Source organism: Anaerobiospirillum sp. NML120448, assembly GCF_023050945.1.
Classification (GTDB): Bacteria; Pseudomonadota; Gammaproteobacteria; order Enterobacterales; family Succinivibrionaceae; genus Anaerobiospirillum.
Window position 1 is genome coordinate 24,300 of record NZ_JALKIM010000020.1, and the last position, 26,887, is coordinate 51,186.

A 26,887-nucleotide genomic window follows, 5' to 3' on the forward strand; every position below is an offset into this window, starting at 1 on the left:
AATCTATAAAATCTAAAAGATCTCATAATTATAAGAAAAATTAAATATTACTCAACTTTAGACTTATGTTTATCAAGGTATGAAAAAGGCCGCTTATGCGGCCTTTTAATAAAAACTATTTTCTATGCAGAGAAATTACTTTCTCATTTTCTGTTTTTGGTGAAACCATACCCAAAGACTCACTAGCCACAGCACGAATTTCTGAGTGCTCTGAGAGCTTCTGTCTTGAGGCTACTAAGATCAACCATTGCTTTTCTAAATCAGCATTAGTAGCGACCACCTCATTTAAACGAGCTGTAAGATCACGTGTGTCTTGTACTTGATAAACCTTTAACAGACATAACAAGCACACACAAATGGCTAAACCATAAGTAATCCAATGTACGCCAAAGTCTCTTAATAACAGAGGCAATAAACGAGGCTCTTTTTGCTCTTGATTGTCGTTTGGCAGACTTAAAGTAATGCTACAACGTTGAGAGTGGCTGTCATAATCAACGTCATGGATTTGCTCTTTAGTTTCGCTCTCTTCTTCATCATAAGAGCTATCTAAAGCGCCAGAGGTAGCAATTACTACATTATCAGTACCAGTACGCAAGGTTTGGCTGACTACAGTCACATTGCCAGTAATAAAGTCCTCAGCCTCAATTTTTCCAAATTCTTCTTTTTCGTTACTTAAAAGATTATCTTCATCTTTTTGTACGTTATAAAGACTCTGGCCAATCAAAGCAAATTTAGTCTTAGACTTCTTTTCTTTATCTAAATTAAGAATGTCATTAACCTGAGCGCTAACTCTCTTTTGATTTTTAGCCTCTCGTAAAGCCTCAGCCTCATCTAAAATCACAGCTTTAGGCGGAGTATCATCGCTACTTACTTGTTCGACCTTAAAAGAAAGTTCATTATTGACACTATCATCAGTTAACAAGGCGTTATCAAGCACTTGTTCTTTACAGTCAATAACTTCCTCACTGCTAGTAGCAATCTCCTCCAATGTCGCAGCAATCGGATCTAGTTTGCCATCTGCTAAGCTAGCACTCTCGCTAGCGCCAGCGTTAGCAGCATTAGCTGCTGTCGCTGCGCTAGCAGCTAATGCTGCTGGAGCAGAGGTCTTTTGAGCGGCAAAGTCCTCGAGGTATTCGTCATCTAAGAAGTCGTCATCGAGGCTATCAATATCAAAGTATTGAGTTTCTGTGGTATTGGTCTGAGCTAATGGGCCTGCTTTATCTGCTTTATCAGCTGAGGCAGTTTTATAAATAGAGGCATCAGCAACAAAAGCCCCTACTTTTTCTTGACTAAGCTCGTCACCATTATCTAAAGCACCAAATTTAAGCAAGTCGCCATTGAGTTGATCATTATCAACACTAGAGCCTAACAGTGAAATCATTTCACTGTTATCTAATTGGTCATGCTTACGGGTTTTGGGAGTAAAGCCAAACATACTTATTCTCCCTTACATAAGCGTTGCGCAACGCGCAAAGTAGCACTACGAGATCGTACATTAGCCTCAATTTCAGCATCGGTGGCCTTAATAGCGCCGCCAATTAAATCTAAAGTGGCTGTCTGTAATCTAATACGATCCAGCTCCTCACTGGTAAGAGGAACTACTGAAGGTACTTTTTGACCTTGAGAGCTTTCTTTAAAGAAAGTTTTCACAATACGATCTTCTAGTGAGTGGAAGGAAATAACGCAAAGTCGACCTTGTGGGGCTAAGACCTCAACAGCGCCTTGTAGGGCGGTTTTTAGCTCTTCAAGTTCTGAGTTAACTTCAATTCTTAAAGCCTGGAAGCATCTGGTTGCTTTATGCTTAGGAGTTGGCTTGCCAGGAATTGCGCCAGCAATGACATTAGCTAGATCTTTAGTGCTAGTAAAAGGCTCATTTTCACGGCGGCGCACAATAGCACGGGCTACTTGATTAGCAAAACGCTCTTCACCATAGACCTTAAAAATATAAGCTAATTGCTTAACATCATAAGAAGCAATGACACTTTGTGCTGACTTTGGTGCACTTTGATCCATGCGCATGTCCAAAGGGCCATCTTTATCAAAAGAAAAGCCACGACTACCATCATCAAGCTGAGGTGAGGACACGCCAATATCAAGCAAAATGCCATCAACCTTACCAACTAAATCAAGCTCCTGACAAACTTCACTTAAGCGAGAAAAAGGAGTGTGAACAATGGTAAAACGAGGATCTTCTTTTTCTAATTCCTTACCTACTTCAATAGCGCTTAAATCACGATCCAGTCCGATTAAACGTCCATTTGAACCTAAAGAAGCTAAAATTTGGCGTGAATGACCCCCACGACCGAAAGTGCCATCAATATAAACACCATCAGCCTTGATATTTAAGCCCTCAATGCACTCATGCAATAAAACAGGGATGTGGGAGAAAGTAGCCATTAATCAATCCTTAGCATCAACTTTCTAATGTTAATAATCAGACTTTGCTTAACATGAATACTGACTATAGTTTGGTTTGCTTTTAAGATTCATACTTAGGATTTGTAGCTAGCAAAATACAGGTAATAATTACCTAATGCCACCTAAAATTATTTAAACAAGCAAAGCAAAAGTGCTAAAAAACAAGCACTTTATAAAAAAATCTGTAAAACCATGGAGAGAGCACAACTTATTTATGATTGCTATTGAAAATAAGTTATGACCTTGCTGCCATGATTAAATTAAATGGTTAAAACTATAAATAATTACTAACCACTGCCACAAATTAGCAAAGCTAAACTTTGCCAAGTAAACTGATCTTAAAAACAACTACAGTTAGAAATGGTTATCTTGTGATTTACATCAGCCACACAAATAACTGTAGGCTTATGCAGACACATATAAGGAGCATTCTAAATTATTATGTTAAAGATCTCAAACTACCCATATTAAAAAACACGATTCTAACGGAGTTTATCAGCTCTTTTTGACTGATTTTTATAGATACTTACGTATTACTTTTAGAGCAAAAATTCATAAATTAGCTGTGCTTACTTACAAAAGCGCTCTTACATAAGCACAAATTCACTAATTACTCTTGAAATTTGCTCCTCACAGCTCTGACTTTTTTATTTCATAAAAGCTTGATTAAATGCCAAACTCACACAAAAATATTTGATTAAACTGTTTTGAGTGCTTTATAACTCTTATCGAAAGACATCTATGTCTAGCAAAAAACAATTTTTTATTTAAAGTTGTGATATATATCATAATTAACATTAAGTTACGCACAAGTTTAGTGCAACGATACTTCTAAGTACTGATTTTATAGGATTCATTACGCAAAAAGGGCAGAGAATATAATACTCTCTGCCCTTTTTTCAATTTAGCACTAATCAGCTAATTTTAGTTCTTCTTTACTTGATCAAAGAAGTTTAAGCCGATTGGGTGGGTGAACTTACCCTCAATGTTTGGACGGTAAGCAGCTAAAGTCTTAGCATGGGAGATTGGTAATACACCAACGTCCTCAGCTAATACAGCCTCAGCCTTTTGGTATAAAGCAATACGCTCTGGACCATCAGCTACATGGGTAGCCTTTTCGATAATTTCGATGAACTCTTTGTTCTGCCATAAGCCCTGGTTAGAGATTGGGTCATTAGCAGCTAAGATGTTGATGAAGTTATCTGGATCACCGTTATCGCCAACCCAACCAATGAAGGTAATATCCCACTTATCGGTTAAGAGCTTGCTCTTGAAAGTAGTCCAATCGTATACGTCAACCTTGGCCTTTACGCCTACCTTATCAAAGTAAGCCTGAACAGCCTCAGCTAATACTTGACCGCCAACAGTGTTGTAGTAACGAGCGTTGGAGTAAGTTAAGATGCGTAACTCTTTGATGCCCTTTTCAGCTAAGAACTTCTTAGCAGCTTCTGGATCATAAGTTACAGCCTTAACATTAGGATCATAGCCAGACATAAAGGTTGGGAAGAAAGATGGAGCAAAAGTGGCATAGCCCTTGTATAAGGACTGAACCATCTCTGGTACGTTAATAGCCTGAGCTAAAGCCTTACGAACTTCACGATCAGCTGTTACATAACCATCACGGCAGTTGTAAACCATGTAGTTTACGTTATTACCCTCGGCCTCGAAAATCTTAGAACCGCCCTGCTTTAATTGGTCGATTACGTTAGCATCGATACCGTTAATAATATCAACTTCGCCATTGTTTAAAGCTACTACACGAGCAGAAGTTTCCTTCATGATCTTGTAAATAACATTTTGTACAGGTGGCTTCTTACCCCAATAGTCCTCATTGGTGGTTAAGATAAGTTGTTGACCCTTATCCCAAGCAACTAACTTATATGGACCAGTACCTACTGGATTCTCCATTAAGTTGTTGTTGAACTTCTTAAGAGCATCTGGGGAAGCAATAGGTGCAGCAAAGCACATAGCCATGTTACGTAAGAAAGGAGTAGATCTCTTCTTTAACTTAATCTCAATGGTGTAATCGTCGATTACTTTAGTGCTTTGAACGTCACCAAATACTAATGGAGCATAGGACATCTTTGGCACTAAGTTCTCTGGCATCTGACGATCGATGTTGAACTTAACAGCCTGAGCATTAAATGGGGTGCCGTCGTGGAACTTTACGCCCTGACGGAGCTTGAATACATAAGTAAGACCATCTTCACTAATAGTCCAGCTTTCAGCTAAGCTTGGCTCAATTTCAGTGTTATCAGCCTTAAACTTTAATAATGACTCATAAATATTGCAGTTAATGTTGCCAGAATCATTATCATCAACTAAAGCAGGATCTAAGCCTAAAGGCTCAGTAGAGGTAGCATAAAAGAGGTTGTCTTGTGGCTTACGAGACATTGGAGCTGCACTAGCAGCGCTAAAAGTGCTGACTGCAAAAACCACTGACATAGCAGTAGCTAATAGAGTCTTAGAAGAAAATAACTTCATAGTTTAATCCTAAAATGAAGAAGTAAACTTGTTTTAGGATGTTCTTATATAGAGCTATCTAATGCTGGCTAAAGCTCAAGCTTTTAACCATAAAACTAGAACTTAAACTTTCAGTACAAGGAATAAAGCTTGTGCTTTAGCCTACATTAGTCAGTACTAAAACCAATTATTAGCACTAAAAAAACATCCTAAACAACAGTGTCTCTTTATTAGAGCACTGTCATTTTCATTTAAGGACTAGCAAATTTCAAGTAAACAAGCCTAACTTGAGGCGCTCATCGCATAAATATGCCTTTTTAGGCTGATATATAAGCCATTTTCCTTAAATAACATCTATTTTGGTGCAATTTGTATTGTTTCTAACCATTTTTGAGCATTAGCAGCGCCCTTATGAAACACCATACACACAAAAGCCTTTATAGAGCCAATAAAAAGGGGAGCTTACGCTCCCCTTAATCAGGGGCTCAAGCCCCCGCTCATGTGGGAGCTTGAGCTCCCTAATAATCAAGATTCTAATTAGTTGCGAATGGTTAAGTATAAAGTGCTATCACCACGCTCGATACGAATAGCAGTACTCTTTCTCTTGCCATCCTTGAGCTTATCCTTAAGGGATGATAAGTCCTTTACTTGATCACGGTTAACGTAGGTAATCACATCACCTTCACGTAAACCGATAGAGTAAGCACGTGATCTCTTATCTACAGAGGTAACTACTACACCAGGGCCTGTATCATTATTAGCGAGCATAGCACCAGAGAAGAACTCAGATAAGATACCAGCGTCACTACCTGCCATGGTGTCAGGCTCTTGGAGCTTGGCCTTTACTGTAATATTCTTGCCATCACGGAAGATACCAATTTGAGCTTCAGCACCAGAACCTAAAGTAGCAATCACAGCACGTAACTCAGCAAAAGAGGAGATCTTCTTACCATTGATAGAGGTAATAATATCGCCTGGCTTAATACCAGCCTTTTGAGCAGCACTATTGTCTACTACCTCGTTAACAAAGGCACCTGCTTTACCCTTATAACCGAAGTTATCAGCCAGATCTGGGGTAAGCTCAGTACCAACTACACCTAAGGTGCCACGACGAACTTCACCAAACTCTTTGAGCTGAGCTACTACAGTCTTAACCATATCAACTGGAATAGCAAAGCCAATTCCGATATTACCGCCATTAGGGCCTAAAATTGCGGTATTGATACCAACTAACTCGCCACGTAAATTAACTAAAGCACCACCAGAGTTACCAGAGTTAATAGCAGCATCGGTTTGGATAAAGTTTTCGATATTTTCAATATTTAAGCCTGTACGACCTAAAGCTGAAATAATACCTGAGGTAACAGTTTGACCTAAACCAAATGGGTTACCAATAGCCACCACAAAGTCACCTACTTCCATGCTCTCAGAGCTTTGGTAAGGTAAGGCAGTTAAATTTTCAAAATCTTTTAACTGTAATAAAGCTAAGTCAGTATGTGGGTCAGAGCCAATTTTCTTAGCCTCATACTCACGGCCATCAGAAAGAGCAATACGAATCTCAGAGGCATCCTCTACCACGTGGTGATTGGTTACCACATAACCAGCCTTAGCATCAATAATTACACCAGAGCCCAAAGCACGGAACTCTCTTTGGCGATTTGGCTGATTAAGCTGTGGAAACATGAAGCGGAATTCCTCTGGAACGTTAAACATAGGAGAGGAAACTTCCTTAGTGCCCTTAACAGAAATATTCACTACCGCAGGAATAACATTCTTAAGCATAGGAGCTAAAGAAGGTTCGCCTTGTGCATTTTGCATGGCATTAATTAAAGGCTGAGCATCAGCTGCAACAGCATTGGTAGCAAAAGAAGAGGAGAAAATGGTTAAAGTAGCAATAGCTAGGGCAGCAGCAGAGCGCTTAAAATACTTCATAAGTCATTCACCAAATTACACCACGAATCACTTCCAAAGCATATGAGTAAGATTCGTGTTAAACCATAAAACTGTAAAATTAATTAAAACTAATTTCTTGGTAGGTGAGCTCATAATTACCAAGCTAAAAGTATTTAACTGGTCAAAATTGTCAGAGATTAACCACTCAGCCTTATCATCTAAGGCCTAGCAGTTCATACTAAGGGGTCAGCAGTAAGGCTGCTAAGCTTAGACAAAGTTAAGTGTTAATTGTTAATTTGTGACAATCTTGCAAATTAATTTCTGTCAACAATTTCATCTTAAAATGTGATGCTTAGCAAATACTTAGCAATTTTAATTTTCTGTAAGATATGCTAGAAAAAAATAAGCAGCCTACCAAACAAATACCATATACAAGCTCTTTTCTAACACAAAAATTTTTTTGCTTAGCAATTGGCAGTAAAACTCATAAGGTATTTTCTAAAACTGTTAGAATAATAGTGTTATTGATTGATTTGAAAAAATTAGGAATCCATTTATGCCTCACAGGACTAAGTTTTATAAAAAGACATGGTTTACCATGTTGCTGCTCCCAGTCCTGGTGGGTTTAGTCGCAGCATTAGTTATCCTTAAGCTTGCTCCTAATATAGGCGAGTCTTTTGGCAACAAAATTTACTCATCTAGCAAAGACATTCAATCCTACTCTTATGCAGTCGCCCGCTCCTCTGCTAGTGTGGTCAATATTTATGTCTCACGTCTTAATAGCGACTACACAGGCATGTCCAAAGAGACAGGTCAAATTACCACCTCAGCCTCAGGTGTCATTATGTCTTCTGATGGCTATATAGTAACTAACTACCATGTTATTCCTTCGTTAAATGAGCCTAATAGAGCCGTTTGGGCTCAGACCCCTGATGGTAAGTTACGTCAAGCCTTTATTGTGGGCTTTGATCGCCGTACTGATATTGCGCTGTTAAAAATCAAAGCAAAAAATCTTAACCCTATTAACATCAACCCTCACTACCAACCAAGAGTGGGTGATGTAGTTTTAGCTATAGGAAATCCTAATAACTTAGGACTAACTGTTACTCATGGCATTATTTCGGCCACAGCTCGTACTGGCTCTGGATTATTAACCAGAGAGCTCATGAATATTAGAGAAGGACTACAAGATCTTATCCAAACTGATGCTCCTATCAATCAAGGCAACTCAGGTGGTGCTTTAGTAAATACTAATGGCGATTTGGTAGGCATCAACACCGCATCTTTTAATCAAAACCTTTATGGAACTTATGGTATTAGCTTTGCCATTCCAACTAAATTGGTGGTACGTGTAATGAATGAGATCATTCTACATGGCAGAGTAATAAGAGGCTATTTGGGTATTAGTGATGAAAATGACAATATGGTGGCTGATAACTCTATTAATGGAGTCCTAGTGCGCTATATTGATCCTTTAGGACCAGCAGCTCAAGCCAATATTCAGGTGGGCGATATTGTTAAAAAAGTAAATGATAAACCTATTAACAATGTACGTGAGTTGATTGATATTATTTCCAATACCACTCCAGGTACAGTACTTAATCTCACTTTAGACCGCTCAGGACAAACTATCCTTTCACCTGTTGTCTTAGCAGAAGATAGACCTAATGTTGACTAAAGAAAAAGTCCATACTAAATATGGACTTTTTCATGATAAGTATTGCCTTTTTGCGCCCTTTCTAGCGCTGTTAGACAGGATTTCTAATAATCAAGGTACCATGAGAACATCTTGGTAAATGCAAATGGTCAAAGATAATGGTACCTATCTTTTGCAAAATGATTTGAGCCTGCTCTTTGCTTTTGCCCTCTTCACCTACAATATTATCAATACCAATACTGACAACATAAGGACGGCCTAAGAACTCAACATAAGCTAAAGTAGTAGCAGTCCATCTATGGTCTGGGCCTTTAGTAAAACTATTGAGATCAAAAATCTTAAGCTCGGAAAAAAGATCTTCTTTATTGTTCATCTTATCGACACTATCTTTAATGCCTTCACTAAAAAAGCCCTGACTGCGAGGAGCAAAACGCATGGAATGTAATATTAAATCCTTAATTTCCACGCTTAAAGATTGGTCGTTGATTAAAGTTCCAAAGAGGCGAGCATTTTGGTAATTGTTAATCGCATAGTTATAACCTTTAGGGCCATTATAATGGCGACTCTTTTGGCCAGAGGCATCGACTAAGGCATAAGGCTCAATCTTTAAGCCTTTATCTTTTAAAAACTTGGCTACAACATCCTCACCCTTTAAAAAGCACTCCACTAGAATATGAGTAGCAAAGACATCGTCTTCATTCATACCATAGTAAATCAAATCGCTAATCGGCAACTTAATACTATTAATGCCGTTTTTATTAGCAATCTCAAGCCAGCCCTTGATAAGCCATTGCTCAACAGTAGCATCGCTAGTTAAATTATAAAAAGAGTTAAACTTACCAATATTAGCCTTAATTTGCTCATCAGCAGTGCTATCTTCATTGATGTTACTCTTGTCTTGAAGTTTATTAACATCAACGAGCTTTTCTATAGTTGCTGAACCACTTTTTATCTCGTCGAGGAAAGTGCTTCTTAAAATAGCCTTATATAAGTTTGAATTCTTGCTATAAGCAAACTCACTAAGAGGAACCTCTACCTTGTAATCAAAAGGTAAATTTTCTTCAGCTAATTTAGCTGCGGCTGCATAGCAAACATAAAAGCCCCTCATATTCTCAACTGGAAAAGGCTTATTATTTTTTAAAAAAGCTACCCCCTTAGCATCAAAAACAGCAAAGCCCACATTGGCATTGTAGCGACTAGTAAGGCGATTAATGCTCTTGGATAAACTTTGAGCATGAGGTGTATCTGAACTATAGAATACAGCCTCTTGATCATAATAATTTCCTACAATCTTTAAATAATCTTGCTCAGCCTTGGCCAGATTAATACTTTCACTATAGCAAGGAGTATTAAAGCAATTAGCTTTTGGGGGACGTTGACAATTACCAATCTTTTGAGTGCTACTATTAACAGCTGTTTGTGCCCATGCAGGTGGGATACTTACACTTAATCCTAATAAGCTAACTAACAAAGCGGTACTTAACAAAAATTTCATAAATATCATTAAGCGGATAAACGACAAAACCGCCTTAATCTCCATTTGTTAAAGATCATCTAATAAGGCATGAAAATCTTTTGAGGTGCTAACTACAATAATCGTTGGTAAAACTATAGTACAACTTACCTATCTTAATTTATTTTACCTTGTTTATGAACATCCTAAAAACTAACAATATGATAAGTTTAAGAAAAATATTGTTTCAGCCCCACCTCTCAATGGTTCTTAGCAATATATCAACCTCTACCCCATTACCCGTCTCTACCATTGCCCATTGCCTATGGCCCACTACTAAAGCAAGCCACATCGCCAGCTAGCTCGCCAGCATGCCATCTTGCCTGCCTGCCAGCTTGCATACCTGTTCGCCCGCCCCCTTAATCTCTTGCACGCCCGCCCGATCTCTTGCAAGCAGCCAAACATGCATGCTTGAAAGCTTGCACATGCTTGCGCTGTTGCCTGATTGCTATCTGGCCTATTTACCTATCTTCTCTTATGGCTAATTGAGCCGCACGAGCATGAGAGTTCGCCAGAGCCTGCGCATTGGCTTTGGCATGGGCATGCTCATTGGTAAGTTAAGCTTAAAGGCTAAGGCGGGTGCCAGTATGGTGAGTATCTGGGCTTACAATGTAGTAGTTAGCTGATAAATAGCATCTTTAGTATGGAAACTACTATAGATCTGATTCATTAAAGAGGATGAGCTGCTAGTAGCTACTAGTTTCTTATAAAAGGGATTAGAGCTTTGGTGGTGAAGATAATAAGAGGTGAGAGTTTTGTAAGGAGTATGTGAGTTGACTTATAAGCCGGGTTCTGTACTTATTTCTAAGTGGCAATCATTCATCTAGGCTTACCCTCGCGAATAAGCTCCAGCAATCGACCCGCCCCCAAATGCGGACCACATTATACGGAGGCCTATTTGATCTTGCTCTAGGTGGAGTTTACCGTGCCGCTTACTATTGCTAGAAGCGCGGTGCGCTCTTACCGCACCCTTTCACCCTTACCTGTACCTTACGGCCATCGGCGGTCTGCTCTCTGTTGCACTGGTCGTGGGTTCACACCCCCCAGGCGTTACCTGGCACCTTGTCCTATAGAGCCCGGACTTTCCTCCCCCAAAACCGTATGCCTTAGCGCACGTGTTTCAGCAGCGATTGCCCAGTCAACTCGAGGGCAGATTATATCACAAGCGTACTAAATTAAATAGTATCGATTGGGACAATACCTAGTTGAATTAGCGAATTGCTGACATTATCAGCACTAGGACAGAAAATACGCAGCATGTACTTAAAAGCTACACTATGATTACATACCACTAAATGACACAGCTCATGTATACCTACCGAAGCCATAACGTTAATAGGGTAATGGGCTAACTGCAAATTCAATCTAATATCAGCAGCTGTACCTTTAGAGCGGCACTGACCTAAAGGCTTCATCTTTTTAATTTCGAGCTTTTTCATCCAGGAGATAGGCTCCATCTGGTAATAAGCACTAGAGGCTAAGTACACAGAAATATAATAAGGCTTAAGCTTTTCTAAAAAGTTTAAAGAAACTTTATAAAGCTCTTGTTCCATGTACTGTTCAATAATTTTTTGAACTTTTTTCCCTGTGTTTTTACCTTTAAGCGCTACTCTTAGCACGCCTGGCTTTACCAAGGTTTTATGGAAAAACTCGCCACTTTCACGCTTAATTTTCTTAGCTAAGATATTACCTGCAATAGTAGGCCTAAAGTTATCACTGGCATGACTTTCGGCCATCAGAGCCGACATATCATACATATGATTAGCTGTTTGCGGCATATCAGGCAAATAGGCAAATAAAGCTAAACTAGGATCAAGCTCTACACCATCAGTTGTAAATAAGGTTAGCTCTTGCTCGTCTAAGTAAAACTCATCTTTATTAGAGAAGTGCCCTGTATGGTAGAAATTATTTTGTAAATTAAGCTCGTTTAACAGTTCCTCAGGGCTCATTTGTAGATAGTCTTTTTGCTCTGGGAGAAAGACAATATAAGGAGTAGGCTTGCCTTGAGAGCGTAAAGTTTTTACCTGCTCTAAGAGCTGGTGATGTTCTAAAGAACCATTAACCACCATTCGAGCTGGAGGCACATTTTCTCTAACTCCGTCTTTAGAGACAAAGTTATCATAGAGCTCCAAAGTAAAACGACTATCGAGCTTACTGATTTGATGTAAATCAAAGCATAAGAAAGGATCTTTGTTAAAAATATCAGCCTTACTGTCTAAACTACCTTTAAGTAAGGCTTTATAGCAAGGACTAACTGTAGTCTCACTTTTAACAATGGTCTTACTAATGGTGTCGTTATTCATATGCCTAATATCAAGCTTATCGGTATAAGGCTTAATAATGGCTTCAATAATGATGCGTTTAGGCGCAGAGAGCATGCGTGAGCCAAAATACTGTTTTTTTAATAAGTTATCTTGGCAACCTTGCATTAAACGAGAAAACTGCTCGAGGTAAAAGTTATTGAGCTTGGTAGCGTTAGAGTCAGAAGAGTTATTGGGCTCTTGGTTATTGGAGGCTGTGCTCTTAGGAGATAAAGTAGTTTTTAAAAAATCATCATCTTGAGAGTTTTGCTTACTTTGAGGCGCAAAATCCTCAAAGGTATTAGTAACCTTGGCTCCTTTGGCCACTTTATCACGATCAAAGACAGAGCTATCCTGCCATAGACTATGCTTAGGCATAATCAAGTGTCCTTGATTCAAAATTGGCAAGTTATATAAGGCCTTTTTATTAAGATAACCATTACGTAATAAAAAGGCATATTTATCAGAAAAGCGCGACTGACCTTTAGGTACTAGGGCAGGTACAATTTGGCGAGGGCGAATAATCTTAAGCTCATCTTCATGCCCTTGATCTTCTTTTACCTCAATAAGATAAGGCATACCCCAGATGTAAATTACATCATTGGTCTTAAAAGTACGGTTTTTTTGTGCCCTGTAAGTAACAATATCAAATTGTTTAAGAATATTACTTTGCTGCTCAGCGCACCATTGATAATAACGAAAAACCGTATCCTTAATTGATCCCCAGCTGCTTTTAGGATTTACTCTGATCTCTAGCATGCCAGTACTATCAATAGCTAATTTCATATTCTTTAAATTAGCATTAGAGCGCACCTTAAACTCAAGATTGTCAAAGACAAAAGCTTCAATGGGATGCTCATTCCATGCTACAGATAAAAAACGACTATCAACTTTACCGAGATCTAGCATTAAATATCCTAAAACCTAAGACTCACAATACGAAAACTAATCTTTTAAACTTAAGGCGTAATCATAGAGCTTATTTTTGCTCTCACCAGTAAGATCACTGACTATTTGGCAAGCCTCTTTAACCTTCATAGAGGTAATCATTTTAGCTAAGGCACTCTTGGCACTATCACTAAGCTCATCATCTTGCTCGTCACTAATATGAGGGCCAACTACTAACACAAACTCGCCTCTAACCTCATCGCTATGTTCTTGAAGGTAAGTAATAAGATCAGAAACATTGGTGCGATAGATGGTTTCAAAGGTTTTAGTCATTTCACGACATAAAGCTACAACACGCTTAGGATCAACTTGTTGTAATTTTTCTAAGGTGTTCATAATACGTCGTGGGCTTTCATAAAACACAGTAGTAGTATCGCTAAGCCTAATCGACTCAAGCTTTTGGGTAAGCTCTTTATCTTTAACAGGCAAAAATCCCATAAATAAGAACTTATCTGTAGGTAAAGCACTGGCGCATAAAGCTGTAATAGCTGCACAAGGGCCAGGCAAAGGTACCACTTTGACCTTTTTTTCAGATAGAGCAGATACTAATTTATAACCTGGGTCAGAAATCATAGGAGTGCCAGCATCACTAATGAGAGCAACAATGCCACCTGCTTGCACTTCATTGGCAATAATCTGTGCTCTTTGCTCTTCATTGTGATCGTTGCAGCTAATCATCTTAACTGCCCCTACTCCCAATTTATCCAATAATATTTTGGAGTGACGAGTATCCTCCGCAGCAATTAAAGTAGCACTTTTAAGTACTTCAATAGCACGTAAAGTAATGTCATCTAAGTTTCCAATTGGAGTTGGCACAATATAAAGAGCACTTTCAATCATCAGCTTTTAGCTCCTGATTCTTACTAAATTCAACAGCCTGACACGGCTATACCTGACATTTGATAGCTGTACCTGTATGTAGCGGTAGCTAGCGCTGGTCGCAGCTAGCGCTGGCGATAGCCAGCGGTAGCAGGCTGTATAGCCTGCCTGGCCAGATGTGGCCAAAACTGGGCCTAAAACATATCAACAATGCAAGGTTCTAGCTCATAGGCTTTAGTAATTTTAGCATTAAGACACCTATATGCACATACAAAAGCCGCACCTTAGCTCATCACATAAGCTCAAATCAAGAAAGCTAGGATAAGTTTTGCGTTAATTAGCCTCATTTTATTGCTGGATAGGCTAGAGATTTTTTTACAGAAACCGCACTTAGATTAAGCTGGTATTACAATTGCAAAAAAATGATGTAAGATTGATGTTATATTTAATTTTTTTGGTTGCTTGCCCTGAGATTTCACTTTGTTTAGGGTGGGCTTTTCTCAATTGCTGGAAAGTAGGAATAGCATCGTGCCACTCCATTCTTTTACACATCGCATTAAGCTTAGCGCTGTCGCCATTGCATTAACTTTGAGCCTTGGTGCTTGTACCTCTACTACCGAGCAAGGGACAGCTGCCATTACTACCACTCAAGCTTTTAGTCAATTAACTTTAACTCAAGCTGACTATCAAAAAATGTTATCTGAGGCTGATCAAGATTCTCGCTTCCCTGCCATGATCTTGCTTGCCCGCAGTGCCATTATTGCTCGTGATTTCCAAACAGCTTCTGGTTTAATTGCTAACATGCAAGCTGAGGCTATTACCCCATTACAAAGAGATGAATCTTTAATTATTGAAGGTTTACTCTACATGCATCAAGGCAAGCAAACTGATGCTCTTTTTGCCTTAAACAAAATCAATGTAGCTACCTTACCAAAGCCTGCTGCCTCTTTTTACTACCAATTAGCATCTAATGTAGAGCTGAATTTATACAATGAGAGCCGCCGTGTTTCTCATTTATTAAAGTCTTGTGAGCATAAGATGGCATTAATCTCCTTAGTTAATAAGGATGCTGCCCAAAATGTCTCTTTGAGCATTGTGCGCAACTTGCAACAAATGCCAGCCTCTGAGCTTACAGTACAACTCAATAAGAGCACTGATCCTCTAATGCAGGGTTTTATCGACTTTGCACTGCTTGATTCCTCTAAGAGCAATAAGATTAAACAACAATTAGCTAAAAACTGGCTTAAGAGCTATGATGACCACCCTGTAGCTTTTGCCGCCGAGAAAATTGCTAATGGTAATAATATTGATAGCGCATCAAGTCAAGATCTCTTAGATAGCGGTGTAGTCACCTCCTTAAAAGAAGGCGATAAGCTTGCAGTGTTACTACCTTTAACTGGTCGTTTTTCTGCCAGTGTTGGCGAACCTGCCCGTTTAGGTATTGTAGCCGCCTTACAAGATCGCAATAGCAAACTTAAGGTTACTTTCTACGATACCAATAGAATGACCATGGCTGAGATTGCTTCTGCTTTAGGCCAAAATGGTACCAACTTTATTATTGGCCCTATCTTAAAACCTGAGGTTGATGCTTTAATTGAAACCAATATTAAGCTACCAGCCATTGTCTTTAACCAACCAGCCAGCGCTCGTGATCAGTTCTATTACTTTAACTTAGGCCCTGATTATGAAGGTGCTTTAGCTGCCTCTAAGATTTATCATGACGGCCATACTAAGCCTATTGTAATTGCCCCTGAGAGCACTAGAGGACAAAGAGCTATTAGTGGCTTTAATGAAGTATGGCAACAAGCACAAGGTAAGTCTTCTGTATCCTGTCGCTTTAGCGATATTAACAATGTACAAACAGCTTTAACTACTTGTCCATTGAATAATGCTGACTCCATTTACATTAATGCTACTGCCAGCGATGTCATCAAGGTTAGACCTTCACTGCCTGATAATACTCCACTATATTTAACTGATCGCAGCTATATGGGACTCAACCATAGCGCTAGTGAGGTAGCTTTAGCAGGAGCCAATTTAGGTGATATGCCTTGGTTATTAACCGATAGCTCCTTAAAGCATGATTTGATGGCAACCTTACCTAAGGCTGATAGCCAAGTACAACGTATTTTTGCAGCTGCCTACGATTCCATTAACTTATCCTTTAACTTACAAAAACTCTCTGAGGATAAGAGCGATGTACTCCATGGCATTAGCGGTGATTTACAGTTAGGTAAAGACGGCTTAATTGAGATGGCACCTATGTGGGTAAAGTTAAGCACTAGCCGTCCAATTAACTAATACCTCTTTATTCTAAACAGTATCTACTTTTTCAAATCGACAATATATTAACAGACACGGTATATTGTCGATTTTTGTTTTAAAGGATATGCTTTTATATGGCTGTTAACCCCATCCCAACCATTCACATGGTCAAACGAATTGAAAGAAATGGCAATATTAGTCTATATACTTGTGAGCATACTTGGGAACCTGAGCACTACAATAAGAAAGGTCAACTAGTTAAAGGCCGCAGCAGAGCAACAAATCATAAGAAAGTTGGCAATGTACTGAATCCTGTCAACAACTCTGGATGGGTTCAATTTTATGATTTTGTTTACAAAGACTATCCTGAGCTAAAGGACTATCTTGTCTATCGACAAGACAGTAAGACCCTCTATTTTCATAAGTCTGAAGTATTTATTGATGCTCACGGACAACCTGTTTTACCAGGTATTCCAGATGGCGTTTCTTTACCAGAGGAGTTTACTAATTTCACCAAGCCTACTCCATCCAATAGCAACGACAACCTAAACTCCGATGTAGCAGATGCCTTTCTTGCAATAGTTAAAGATCATGAGTTATCTTTAGCTAAGGACGCTAGTAAGTTTAGAGTAGCAACTACTAAACATGCTGGCGCAAGCCATCTAATTTCTCACCTAGCAAGGCAAACCATGCTCAAAGCTGCACTTGATAAGGCTTTGGGCAATAAAAAAGCCAATAAGATTTTATCCATAGTTACTCGCATCATTATTGAAAATGAATTTAAGCTTAAGGGCATGTCTGAGTTTCTTAAGCACAATGATGTTGTAAGCGATAATGATGCCTTAGAAAACTCTTTTTCTCTTGCAGTCAATAGCCTCAGCCAAGAGCATATGAATGCTTTCTTTACTGAGTTTATCCAGCTGCAAAAGGATAACCATCTTATTGCCTCAACTAATGATAAGTACATTATTCATCTTGCTAATGGCAGCCCTGACCAACCAGCATCATTGCAGGTTCTGTGCGATCAAGAGGGCAAGGCTTTATATTATGTATTAGCTAAGGGCTATGATGAATCAATGGTTCACAGCACCTTATTAGGTGAGCTTGAGCCCCTTATTTGTGGTAATACAGTCCATGAGGGTAATAGTTTAGTCGACACCTTGATTAAGGCTCAACAGAGCTTCATTGTTAACTGCAGCACCTTAGCCTCTTATGGCAAAACAGCTACGGAGATTGCTCTGGCCAATGACATTAAAAAGATGAGCAACATGGTTTTTGACCATAAGCTACGTAGATTTTTTTGCTATCAGAAGGTGGACTTGCCTTATGACTACGGTCAAGAAGTATCTAACATTAAGGCTAATGACAGTGGCTCTACTTTAGCTTGTCATGTGTTTTATTCACCAGTGACTGCTGGTGAAGTGGAAAATTTGGCTTTACACCAAATTGCACAAGCTATTATTAAGCTTCAACAAGGAAAAACCATTGATTCATCAGAGAAGCAAATTCTAAAACTATTCACTAATTATGATGAGACTATTCATGTCTTAGGTAGTGATGAGTGCGAGACTCTACATATCGATGGTAATAAGTTTGAAGTTCAAAAACAAAATTGGGGCATTGAGGTGCTTCTTAGCAATGAAACTAATATGAGCTACCACGACGTTTATAAGAACTATCACTCAAGAGCTCCTATTAAGAACAGCAACCAAATACTTAAAGCTTTGCTAAAGACTAAGAGCGATAACGCCCTTGAAAATCAAGCTTTTCTAGTGTTTTTAGCCACCATTATTACCTCTTATATTAATGCTGTAATTAACAAGAACAGAGCCACATCTAAGTCCATAATTTCTTGCAACATCGATAGCGTAGCTGACTTATTAAGGGTAGTTAATCAAGTAATGGTTGATGTCTATGATAGAAGAAGCTTTAAGGGCAAGTGCTATCATGAAATATCAGCTGAGGTTAATGAGCTCTTTTCACTCTTTGGCTTACACATAAATAAAGACTATATTGTAGTGGCCCCAAAACCATAAGCCCTAATCAAGATAGTTATTAGCAAACAAAAAGCCCATTAGGTTTTCCTACTGGGCTTTTTGTTTTAATCAACGCAAGTAAAGTTTGGTTTGATTTTCTTAGGCGGATTGTTATCTTCAGTATCGCTAGCATTATCTTGAGCGCTATCGTCTGCAACACTAAAGAATACCTGATGGTCATCATAAGGCTCACTATCTTCGATAAAGCCCTCATCATCTACATGGCAAGCCAATTCTATAGAGGTAAGCCACATATTAATAGGAATAGAAATGCCTGTATCAGAGCACACTAACTCACTCATAGCTGCATAAGGAATAATGACAAACTCTTTCTTGCCATTAAATCTAGTAGTAAAAGAAATCTTGGTAGGCCAAATTTCAAAGTTTTCTACATATTTATGATCAATAGAAATTAATACTACCCCATCTATAGCAATATGAGGTGGAACTTGAACGCCAGGGCGACTTACATCAACTACTAGACGAGGATTTACATCATTGTCTCTGAGCCAATTATAAAAAGCCGTAAAAATGTAAGAGCAAATACTGGTCATAAAACTTTTGCCACGTCCGTAATCTTATATTGCAAATAGAATCTATTATTGTCGCTAAATCCTACTTTAACACGATAAATAAAGCTTTAATTGATATTTGGTAGGAAAGGTTGAGAAAAGAGCGTTGCTCAATATATGCACAAGTAGTGCTGTTTAGAAAAGTATACTCTATTGTATCAGCCATTGCCCTTAGAGCAAATGAAATTACAATAATGCAAAATATGATGATTATTTGCCTTTAAATAAGAATAGCTGCCCCAATCATTAACTATTTGCCCCTCTTTTAATGATTGAGACTTCTTTTTTAAAGGCAAAACCAAGTATAACTTTGCTAAATTACTCTTGGTTTTGTCTCTAAAAATAAAAAACCCTTGCTCACTAGAGTAAGGGTTTTTTGCGTACAGCAGGGCATATATTGATATATGCCCCTTGAAACTTGCGCAAGTGCGCAAAGTAATGCTGGTACTCTGATTAACGCTTTGAGTACTGTGGACGCTTACGAGCCTTGTGTAAGCCAACCTTCTTACGCTCAACAGAACGTGCGTCACGGGTGACGTAGCCTGCCTTACGTAAAGCTGGACGGAAGCTCTCGTCGTACTGCATTAAAGCACGGGTTAAGCCGTGACGGATAGCGCCAGCCTGACCAGAGATACCACCACCAGATACGGTTACGTAGATATCAAACTTGCCAGAGAGCTCTAAAAGCTCTAATGGTTGAGCAACAACCATGCGTGCAGTTGGACGACCGAAATATTGCTCGAGAGTGCGACCATTAATAGTCATCTTGCCATCGCCCTGCTTGATGAATACACGAGCGGTGGAGTTCTTACGACGACCAGTGCCGTAGTACTGATTTGCAGCCATTTGCTATTGCTCCTTATAACTTAAGTTCTTGAGGCTGTTGAGCACCATGATTATGAGTCTCACCAGCATATACCTTTAGCTTGCGGAACATAGCACGACCCAAAGGACCCTTTGGAAGCATGCCGCGAACAGCAGTCTCTAAGACCTTCTCTGGCTTACGAGCGATTAACTTATCAAAGGACTCAGCCTTGATACCACCTGGGAAACCAGTGTGGTGATAGTACATCTTGTCTTGGCTCTTGTTACCAGTTACCTTAATCTTGGAAGCATTGATAACGATGATATAGTCACCAGTGTCCATGAATGGGGTGTATTCTGGCTTGTGCTTACCACGAAGACGGGTGGCGATCTCAGTTGCAACACGACCTAAAGTTAAGTCAGTTGCGTCTACTACAAACCAATCACGCTTGATGGTAGATGGCTTGGCTACATAAGTTTTCATTAAAAAACCCTTTTATTTTGAAGGATAAAATCCTTTAAAACTTTCAGCAGTTAAATCTGCTGATCTCAAAAAAACAAGCATTCATTAATATGCTTGCATCAAATCACTTGGGTGGGAATCCAAATAACTCGATTAGAGGGGCGCAAAGATTATACACCATTATAAAAATAGCTCAATGATCTTTAATAAAAAAATTCCCATATTTTTCGCTTTTAATTAACATGAAACTTACATACCACAGCGGTAAAAAAATCAGCCAATACAACATTGAGCTAAGAATTATTAATTACTACTAAGAAACTCACCCTTTTGGCACATTTTTGTAAAATCTAAAAAAAATTTTGCAAAATTTCATTTTTTTTAAACAGTCTCAAAATATAGTACTTATCTACTTAATGCCTCTTTGTATAAAGAAAAATTGCAAATTTATCATGCAAGTATTGATAATCTATCTCTGTTAATTAGCCATTCTTGCTATAATACTTTGTTTTTGCTATCAAGAGAAAAATGAGCTGATCGTGATAGACTTCGGGCTTTTTACTGTTTCATAAGCTATGACAGCATTTTTCACAGCATGATGAAGCTCTGAAAGTACGCACCTTTTGCGACTTAAATTTTTTAAACAATGCTGCGTCATGTACCTCTATGGGTTAAAAGACATAAAAATGCACGCTGTGTTTCGTTTATGTCCAATTGTTAGGGTCTAAACAATTTCTCTTTGCTTAGAGCCGCTTAAAGAGCTTGATGCTCTTAACCAATACCTAGTGATCTACTGATTATCCTAACAGCTATGATGGTGGTTTTTTAGCCTACATCTATACAGTTGGGAGCGCTATTGCTGCGCACAATTTATAAGTTGAGCACCTTTTAAGTTGTTGTGATACTTATATCCTAGGGGAGGTAAATGCAATCATGTAAAGTAAAAGCACTAATATTCTTTGTTATATGCTTTTATTGTTGTACCACTTATTAAGTAGCAAATAGCCTTATTGTAGTTACGTACAGCATCGTTTTCCTTGATGAACATTATTAACTCTACAGCTCTTCACGTGCGCGTGCACTTGTTTTTTCACAAGCTTATTGGTGTTAAATAAGCTTACAGTGCACTATTTAACACGTGTATTTGAGGACAAGCTTGTGCTGTTATATCTCTTAAAACGCATTTTAATGCTCGTACCAGTATTATTCTGCGTATCTATCCTAGTATTCCTGATTATGAGAGTGTTCTCTCCAGATCCAGCTCTCATTGTTCTTGGCCAACATGCTACCACTGAGTCTATCAACGCTTGGCGTGAAAGCATGGGCTTTAACCAGCCAATTATTACCCAATATTGGAACTACATGGTTGCTATGTTCCATGGTGACTTTGGTACTTCTTTCTTTACCAATGCTCCTGTTACCAGTGAAATTATGGCCCGTCTGCCAGCTACTATTGAGCTTGCTGTACTTGCCATTATCATTGCCTCCATTGTTGGTGTTATTTTTGGTGTAGTTTCAGCTGTTAAGAAGAACTCCATTATCGATAACTTTACCATGACCACTGCATTGATCGGCGTTTCTATGCCTGTGTTCTGGCTTGGTATGTTACTTATCATTCTCTTTTCAGGCATCTTACACTGGGTTCCATCAGGTGGTCGTATTGACACCTTATTAAGACCTTATGACGGCACTGGTTTTTACCTTTATGACACTTTCATTATTGGTGACTGGGAAGCCTTCTTTAATGCACTACAGCACGCCATCTTACCTGCTATGACCTTAGCTTGTTATTCTATGGCTATCATCACCCGTATGACCCGTTCTAGCATGCTTGATGTGCTCCACCAAGACTACATTCGTACCGCTAAAGCTAAGGGCTTAAACCCAGTAAAGGTTATTGGTAAGCATGCCTTTAGAAATGCCTTGCTCCCTATTATCACCGTTATTGGTTTACAGTTTGGTAGCTTGCTCTCAGGCGCTGTGCTTACTGAAACTGTATTCTCTTGGCCAGGTATTGGCGCTTACTCAGTTGAGAGTATCATGCGCTCTGACTTCCCTGTTATTCAGGCTGTAGTATTAATTGTGGCCTTTATCTTCGTATTTATGAACTTAGTTGTAGATCTGCTCTATGCAGCACTCGATCCACGTGTTAAGTATGGTGCTGAGGGCCAATCATAAAAATGACTGACTTAAATCAATTAAAAAAGCCACGCTCTTCCCGTCTCGGTGATATGTGGGCTTCATTAGCCTCTAATAAGGCTGCTCTTTTGGGTATGCTCATTATTGCTGTTTTAGTTTTAATTGCAGTAACCCTTACTATTACCCAAGCTATGGGTATTAATATCCTTCCTTATGATCCTAACCTAGCCAACATGGACAAGGCTTTTATTGCTCCATGTGCTGAACACTGGTTTGGTACTGATCAATTAGGTAGAGACATCTTCTCACGTGTTCTTGATGGCACCAAAATTTCCCTTTCAGTAGGTTTGGCTGCTGTGTCTATCTCTTTAGTAGTAGGCACTATCTTAGGAGCCATGGGCGGCTTTTATGGCGGTCGCTTAGACAACTACTTAATGCGCTTAATGGACGTTATCTTATCCGTACCATCTATCTTATTAGCTATTGCCTTTATGGCTGCTATGGGTCGTGGTCTTGATAAGGCCGTATTAGCCATTGGTTTAGTGTCAATTCCTGAGTATGCCCGCATTGCTCGTTCATGTGTGATGTCAGTAAAGGCTAATGACTATATTCAGGCTGCTATTGTAACTGGCGATTCTAATTTACGTATTATTTTCCGCCACATCTTACCTAATATCACCTCTCCAATCGTAGTTCGTGCCACCTTAGGTATTTCCACTGCTGTGCTCGACACTGCAGCTTTAGGCTTCTTGGGTTTAGGCGTACAGCCTCCATTTGCTGAGTGGGGCGATATGTTAGCTCGTTCACGTAGCTTCATTTTCTCTGCACCACATACTTTGATCTTCCCAGGTCTAGCCATTACTCTTACCGTGCTTGCCTTCAATCTGTTTGGTGACGGTCTTCGTGATGCATTAGACCCACGTTCAAGACGTCGCTAGGAGAACTATCATGTTATTGGAAGTTGAACATTTAACAACTGAGTTCACCACTCGTCGCGGCATGGTACGTTCTGTACGTGATGTCAGTTTTAGCATTGATAAAGGTGAAATTCTCGCTTTAGTAGGTGAATCAGGCTCAGGAAAGTCAGTTACCTCTCTTTCTATTATGGGTCTGCTTGCCTCTAACGGTCGTATTGCTAAAGGCTCTAAGATCATGTTTGATGGCGTTAACTTATTAGATTTAAGTGAGCGCAAGATGCAGAACATTAGAGGCAATAGCATCTCTATGATCTTCCAAGAGCCTATGACCTCTTTAAACCCTATCTTCACTGTAGGTGACCAGATTTTAGAAAGCATCCAGTTACATACTAAGCTTTCTAAAAAAGAGGCTCATGAGAAGCTCTTACATATTATGGATACTGTAGGTATTCCTAACCCAGCTAAGCGTATTAAGGACTATCCTCACCAGATGTCAGGCGGTATGCGTCAACGTATTATGATTGCTATGGCTATGGCCTGTCAGCCTAAACTATTAATTGCTGATGAGCCAACCACTGCCTTAGACGTTACTATTCAGGCTCAAATCTTAGATCTTATTTATCGCATGCGTGAGCAATTTAATATTTCCGTATTATTAATTACTCACGACTTGGGTGTGGTAGCCGAAGCTGCTGACCGTGTTGCTGTTATGTATTGCGGTCGTATTGTTGAAGAGGGTACCACCTCAGAGATCTTAACCGATCCAAAGCATCCATATAGTTTGGGCCTACTTAAGTCTATTCCTCGTCTAGATGAGCAAAGTGAGCGCTTATTCATGATCCCAGGCATGGTACCACCACCTGAGGAAGTGCCAGAGGGCTGTGCTTTTGCTGACCGCTGCGATCACGCTTGTGACCAGTGTCGAGCTCAATTACCTGAGCTCTTATCTTTAGGTCAGCGTAAGGTTCGTTGTGTTAAATATCTTCAAGCCTAATTGAGTGTTCACTATGACAAATACAACTAGCGAGAACAAAGAAGTTCTCTTATCTATCAAAGGCTTATGCAAGCACTTTGAGCTTAAGAGTGGCCTTCTTAACAACAAGACCAACTACTTAAAGGCTGTTGATAACTTAACCTTAGATATTTACAAAGGTGAGTGCTTTGGCTTAGTAGGTGAGTCTGGTTGTGGTAAGACCACTTTAGGTAAGATGATTGCTGGTCTTTACAAGCCAACTCAAGGTGAAATCATGTTCAACGGCGTAAACTTAGGTGCCATTACTCGTAATGAGCGTCGCAAGTATGCCCGTGACATTCAAATGATTTTCCAAGACCCATACTCATCTTTAAACCCTCGTATGACTGTTGAGGAAATTATCTCTGAGCCTATGGTGGTTAATAAAACACATCATGGTCCAGAAATCTCCAAGAGAGTTGAGTACTTACTTGAGTGCGTAGGTTTAGCTAAACAGTATAAGACTCGCTATCCACACGAGTTCTCAGGTGGCCAGCGCCAGCGTATTGGTATTGCCCGTGCTTTAGCTGTTTCCCCTCGTCTTATCGTATGTGATGAGGCTGTATCAGCTTTAGACGTATCCATTCAAGCTCAGATCTTAAACCTCTTAGACGATTTAAAGAGCGAGTTTGGTCTTACTTACTTGTTTATTGCTCACGGTTTAGCAGCTGTAAAGCACATTAGTGACCGTATTGGTGTTATGTATTTAGGCTCTTTAGTAGAGGTAGCTCCTAAAGAGGCAATCTATGACAACCCAATGCATCCATACACTAAGTCATTAATTTCTGCTATTCCTATCATTGATCCAAATAAGCGTAAGGATCGTATTTTATTAAAGGGTGACTTACCAAGCCCTATCGATCCTCCAAAGGGATGTCGCTTTAATAGCCGTTGCTTTGTGGAAAACTGCCAATACAAGCAAGAGTCTCAAATCTTATTACCAAATGGTAACCATTTGGTTGCTTGTAAGCATGTTACCGAAGGTGGCGTAGTAGAGCACTAAAGCTAAGCTATCACAAGTATGTCCTAATTAGCAGGAGCCTCAAGCTCCTGCTTTTTTTTGCCTATAGAAAACTCATAATCACTACCCACTTCATGCCTTAACAACCCCATTCCTGAACCTGAAAGCCAAGCCAACCTAAGCATCCCCACCCCAGCCATACCAAAGCTCAGCCAAGCCAAGCTAATCTAAGCAAGGCTAACCTAAGCCAAGCCTGGCTAAGCTAAGCTCAGCTAAGCGCAAAGACTCAATACTAGCTTTATTCTTACTAAATTCTTAATAGCGGTCACTGACTGTAAATTCCCTTTTGTTCTATAGTGCTAGTAAGTTGCCTGATTTTAGGTATAGCTAACATGAGGTAGAACATGAATAGTAATGATAAATTCTTTAGTTTTGTTAATGCTATAGAGCTCAATAATGTTCCTTGGGAGAGATTAATCTGCACTAATGGTAGAGCAACTGATATTCCTAAGTTGTTAACTCAGCTCACCTCTTTAGATCCTAACAAGGCCCCATCAGCCTTAAGAGACCTATCATTACAAATTGAGCACCAAGAAACAGTATGGACAGCAGCTCCCTTTGCTTTAATCTTTATGGGGCGTTGTGGCGACCAAATAAGAGCAAGTGAACCTAAGCTGCCTAAATTACAATCAGACTTAAGTGAATACTTCCAAGAGCTATTAGACATATGCACTCAAGCTCTTAGCTACTATGATAGTAAGGAGCAGGCCTTTAGCTCATGGCAGGAGTTCTTTAACGAAGAGCACCTACTCCCTCCTATCAATTATGACGAGCTATGCGCTGACGAGGACGATGATGGTGAGTATGAAGAAGAACTAGATTGGGAAGAGGACTTGCCTGATAGCCCTACACTAGTATTAAGCTGCTATGAGTACTCCAAGCGTATATTAGAGTTCTATCTTAACAAATGGAATGAGCCCCTAACACCAGCTTAGCCCTAAGCTAGCCTTTGGCTAGCCAAAGCGCAGCACAGGTAAGCTACACAGCTAGCTGTGCTGCGCTTAGCTAGTACCTGATCAAGCCAACTAAAGTACCTTTGGATGATACTGTTATAAGCTGCGTTGAGCAGCTCTAGGCATGGCTACTCTGGACTGGTCTTAGCTGTACAGGTATAGGCAGGTGAGGGCAGTTTGAGGCTAAGAGAAGGGATTGGCTATCTTTACAGTTAAAGTTAACGTTGTTGGCTTTGCAGAGACGCTTGTAGCTACATAGCGCAAAACAGAGCGGCAGTGCTGTGATGCTGTGCCGCAGAGCTGCGGCACAGCTATGAGCTGGGCAGAGCAAAGCGGGCTTAGCAGGCATGGGCCTGGATGACTGAGTTGGATTAGGTTGGGATGGAGAAAATTGGAGGAGCCAGAAACAGAAAAACCACCGTTAGGTGGCTTTTTTTTGAGGGCTTAAAAACGAAAAAACCACCGTTAGGTGGTCATTCAAGAAAAGTGGTGCTGATACCGAGAATCGAACTCGGGACCTCACCCTTACCAAGGGTGCGCTCTACCAACTGAGCCATATCAGCACTCAAAATTAAGCCTGGCGATGACCTACTCTCGCACAATCGTACGTTGCACTACCATCGGCGTGACTACATTTCACTTCTGTGTTCGGAATGGGGACAGGTGGGTCTATAGCACTATGGTCGCCAAGCAA

18 protein-coding genes, 1 tRNA gene, 1 rRNA gene and 1 other RNA gene are annotated in these 26,887 nt (G+C 39.7%); 8 read left to right on the top strand and 13 right to left on the bottom strand.

Going from position 1 to position 26,887, the window contains the following annotated elements:
• Positions 1-115: 115 nt before the first annotated feature.
• The 4 genes from MXE38_RS05415 to MXE38_RS05430 all read right to left on the bottom strand — a co-directional run bounded on the left by MXE38_RS05415 (position 116) and on the right by MXE38_RS05430 (position 6,813).
• Complete coding sequence (locus tag MXE38_RS05415; protein ID WP_246912977.1) at positions 116-1,435, bottom strand: cell division protein FtsL; 1,320 nt, start codon at positions 1,433-1,435, stop codon at positions 116-118.
• Positions 1,436-1,437: 2 nt separating this feature from the next.
• Entirely contained in the window at positions 1,438-2,397 is a 960-nt protein-coding gene (rsmH, locus tag MXE38_RS05420; protein WP_246912979.1) for a 16S rRNA (cytosine(1402)-N(4))-methyltransferase RsmH, read from the bottom strand.
• Between the two features lie 945 nt (positions 2,398-3,342).
• Entirely contained in the window at positions 3,343-4,902 is a 1,560-nt protein-coding gene (locus tag MXE38_RS05425; protein WP_246912981.1) for an ABC transporter substrate-binding protein, read from the bottom strand.
• Positions 4,903-5,418: 516 nt separating this feature from the next.
• Positions 5,419-6,813 carry a DegQ family serine endoprotease gene (locus MXE38_RS05430; protein ID WP_246912982.1) on the bottom strand — a complete coding sequence of 465 codons (1,395 nt, stop codon included), beginning with the start codon at positions 6,811-6,813 and terminating at the stop codon, positions 5,419-5,421.
• A 580-nt stretch (positions 6,814-7,393) separates the two neighbouring features.
• Between MXE38_RS05430 and MXE38_RS05435 the strand changes: the two genes are divergently transcribed.
• Positions 7,394-8,452, top strand: coding sequence for a trypsin-like peptidase domain-containing protein (locus MXE38_RS05435; RefSeq protein ID WP_246912983.1), 1,059 nt, complete (start codon positions 7,394-7,396; stop codon positions 8,450-8,452).
• 70 nt (positions 8,453-8,522) lie between these two features.
• On the opposite strand, the gene MXE38_RS05440 is transcribed toward MXE38_RS05435, so the two are convergent.
• The 4 genes from MXE38_RS05440 to rsmI form a co-directional block, all read right to left on the bottom strand.
• Entirely contained in the window at positions 8,523-9,926 is a 1,404-nt protein-coding gene (locus MXE38_RS05440; RefSeq protein WP_246912984.1) for a hypothetical protein, read from the bottom strand.
• 783 nt (positions 9,927-10,709) lie between these two features.
• Positions 10,710-11,090, bottom strand: an RNA gene (rnpB, locus tag MXE38_RS05445) — RNase P RNA component class A.
• 29 nt (positions 11,091-11,119) lie between these two features.
• Positions 11,120-13,153 carry a M48 family metallopeptidase gene (locus MXE38_RS05450; RefSeq protein ID WP_246912985.1) on the bottom strand — a complete coding sequence of 678 codons (2,034 nt, stop codon included), beginning with the start codon at positions 13,151-13,153 and terminating at the stop codon, positions 11,120-11,122.
• Positions 13,154-13,189: 36 nt separating this feature from the next.
• The gene (rsmI, locus tag MXE38_RS05455) at positions 13,190-14,032 is read right to left on the bottom strand and encodes a 16S rRNA (cytidine(1402)-2'-O)-methyltransferase (protein ID WP_246912986.1); all 843 of its coding nucleotides are present in this window, start codon (positions 14,030-14,032) and stop codon (positions 13,190-13,192) included.
• A 507-nt stretch (positions 14,033-14,539) separates the two neighbouring features.
• On the opposite strand from rsmI, the gene MXE38_RS05460 reads away from it, so the two are divergent.
• On the top strand, positions 14,540-16,312 hold the full coding sequence (locus MXE38_RS05460) for a penicillin-binding protein activator (RefSeq protein WP_246912987.1): 1,773 nt from the start codon (positions 14,540-14,542) through the stop codon (positions 16,310-16,312).
• 98 nt (positions 16,313-16,410) lie between these two features.
• Positions 16,411-18,312, top strand: coding sequence for a hypothetical protein (locus MXE38_RS05465; RefSeq protein WP_246912989.1), 1,902 nt, complete (start codon positions 16,411-16,413; stop codon positions 18,310-18,312).
• 65 nt (positions 18,313-18,377) lie between these two features.
• Here the strand turns inward: MXE38_RS05465 and MXE38_RS05470 are convergent, their stop codons facing one another.
• From MXE38_RS05470 to rplM, 3 genes are all read right to left on the bottom strand, one after another.
• On the bottom strand, positions 18,378-18,866 hold the full coding sequence (locus MXE38_RS05470; protein ID WP_246912991.1) for a ClpXP protease specificity-enhancing factor SspB: 489 nt from the start codon (positions 18,864-18,866) through the stop codon (positions 18,378-18,380).
• Between the two features lie 471 nt (positions 18,867-19,337).
• Positions 19,338-19,730: a 30S ribosomal protein S9 gene (rpsI, locus tag MXE38_RS05475; RefSeq protein WP_246912993.1), complete on the bottom strand. Its 393-nt coding sequence runs from the start codon at positions 19,728-19,730 to the stop codon at positions 19,338-19,340.
• Positions 19,731-19,743: 13 nt separating this feature from the next.
• Positions 19,744-20,172 (bottom strand): 50S ribosomal protein L13, encoded by a 429-nt coding sequence (gene rplM / locus MXE38_RS05480; RefSeq protein WP_246912995.1) that lies wholly within the window; start codon positions 20,170-20,172, stop codon positions 19,744-19,746.
• A gap of 1,137 nt (positions 20,173-21,309) precedes the next feature.
• On the opposite strand from rplM, the gene MXE38_RS05485 reads away from it, so the two are divergent.
• The 5 genes from MXE38_RS05485 to MXE38_RS05505 all read left to right on the top strand — a co-directional run bounded on the left by MXE38_RS05485 (position 21,310) and on the right by MXE38_RS05505 (position 26,175).
• The gene (locus tag MXE38_RS05485) at positions 21,310-22,329 is read left to right on the top strand and encodes an ABC transporter permease (RefSeq protein WP_246912996.1); all 1,020 of its coding nucleotides are present in this window, start codon (positions 21,310-21,312) and stop codon (positions 22,327-22,329) included.
• 2 nt (positions 22,330-22,331) lie between these two features.
• Complete coding sequence (locus tag MXE38_RS05490) at positions 22,332-23,228, top strand: ABC transporter permease (protein WP_246912997.1); 897 nt, start codon at positions 22,332-22,334, stop codon at positions 23,226-23,228.
• A gap of 10 nt (positions 23,229-23,238) precedes the next feature.
• Complete coding sequence (locus MXE38_RS05495; RefSeq protein WP_246912998.1) at positions 23,239-24,201, top strand: ABC transporter ATP-binding protein; 963 nt, start codon at positions 23,239-23,241, stop codon at positions 24,199-24,201.
• 13 nt (positions 24,202-24,214) lie between these two features.
• Complete coding sequence (locus MXE38_RS05500) at positions 24,215-25,222, top strand: oligopeptide/dipeptide ABC transporter ATP-binding protein (RefSeq protein ID WP_246912999.1); 1,008 nt, start codon at positions 24,215-24,217, stop codon at positions 25,220-25,222.
• A 362-nt stretch (positions 25,223-25,584) separates the two neighbouring features.
• Entirely contained in the window at positions 25,585-26,175 is a 591-nt protein-coding gene (locus MXE38_RS05505; protein ID WP_246913000.1) for a hypothetical protein, read from the top strand.
• Positions 26,176-26,680: 505 nt separating this feature from the next.
• On the opposite strand, the gene MXE38_RS05510 is transcribed toward MXE38_RS05505, so the two are convergent.
• Positions 26,681-26,756: transfer RNA gene (locus MXE38_RS05510), tRNA-Thr, on the bottom strand.
• A gap of 12 nt (positions 26,757-26,768) precedes the next feature.
• Positions 26,769-26,884: ribosomal RNA gene (gene rrf, locus MXE38_RS05515) — 5S ribosomal RNA — on the bottom strand.
• Between the last annotated feature and the right edge of the window lie 3 nt (positions 26,885-26,887).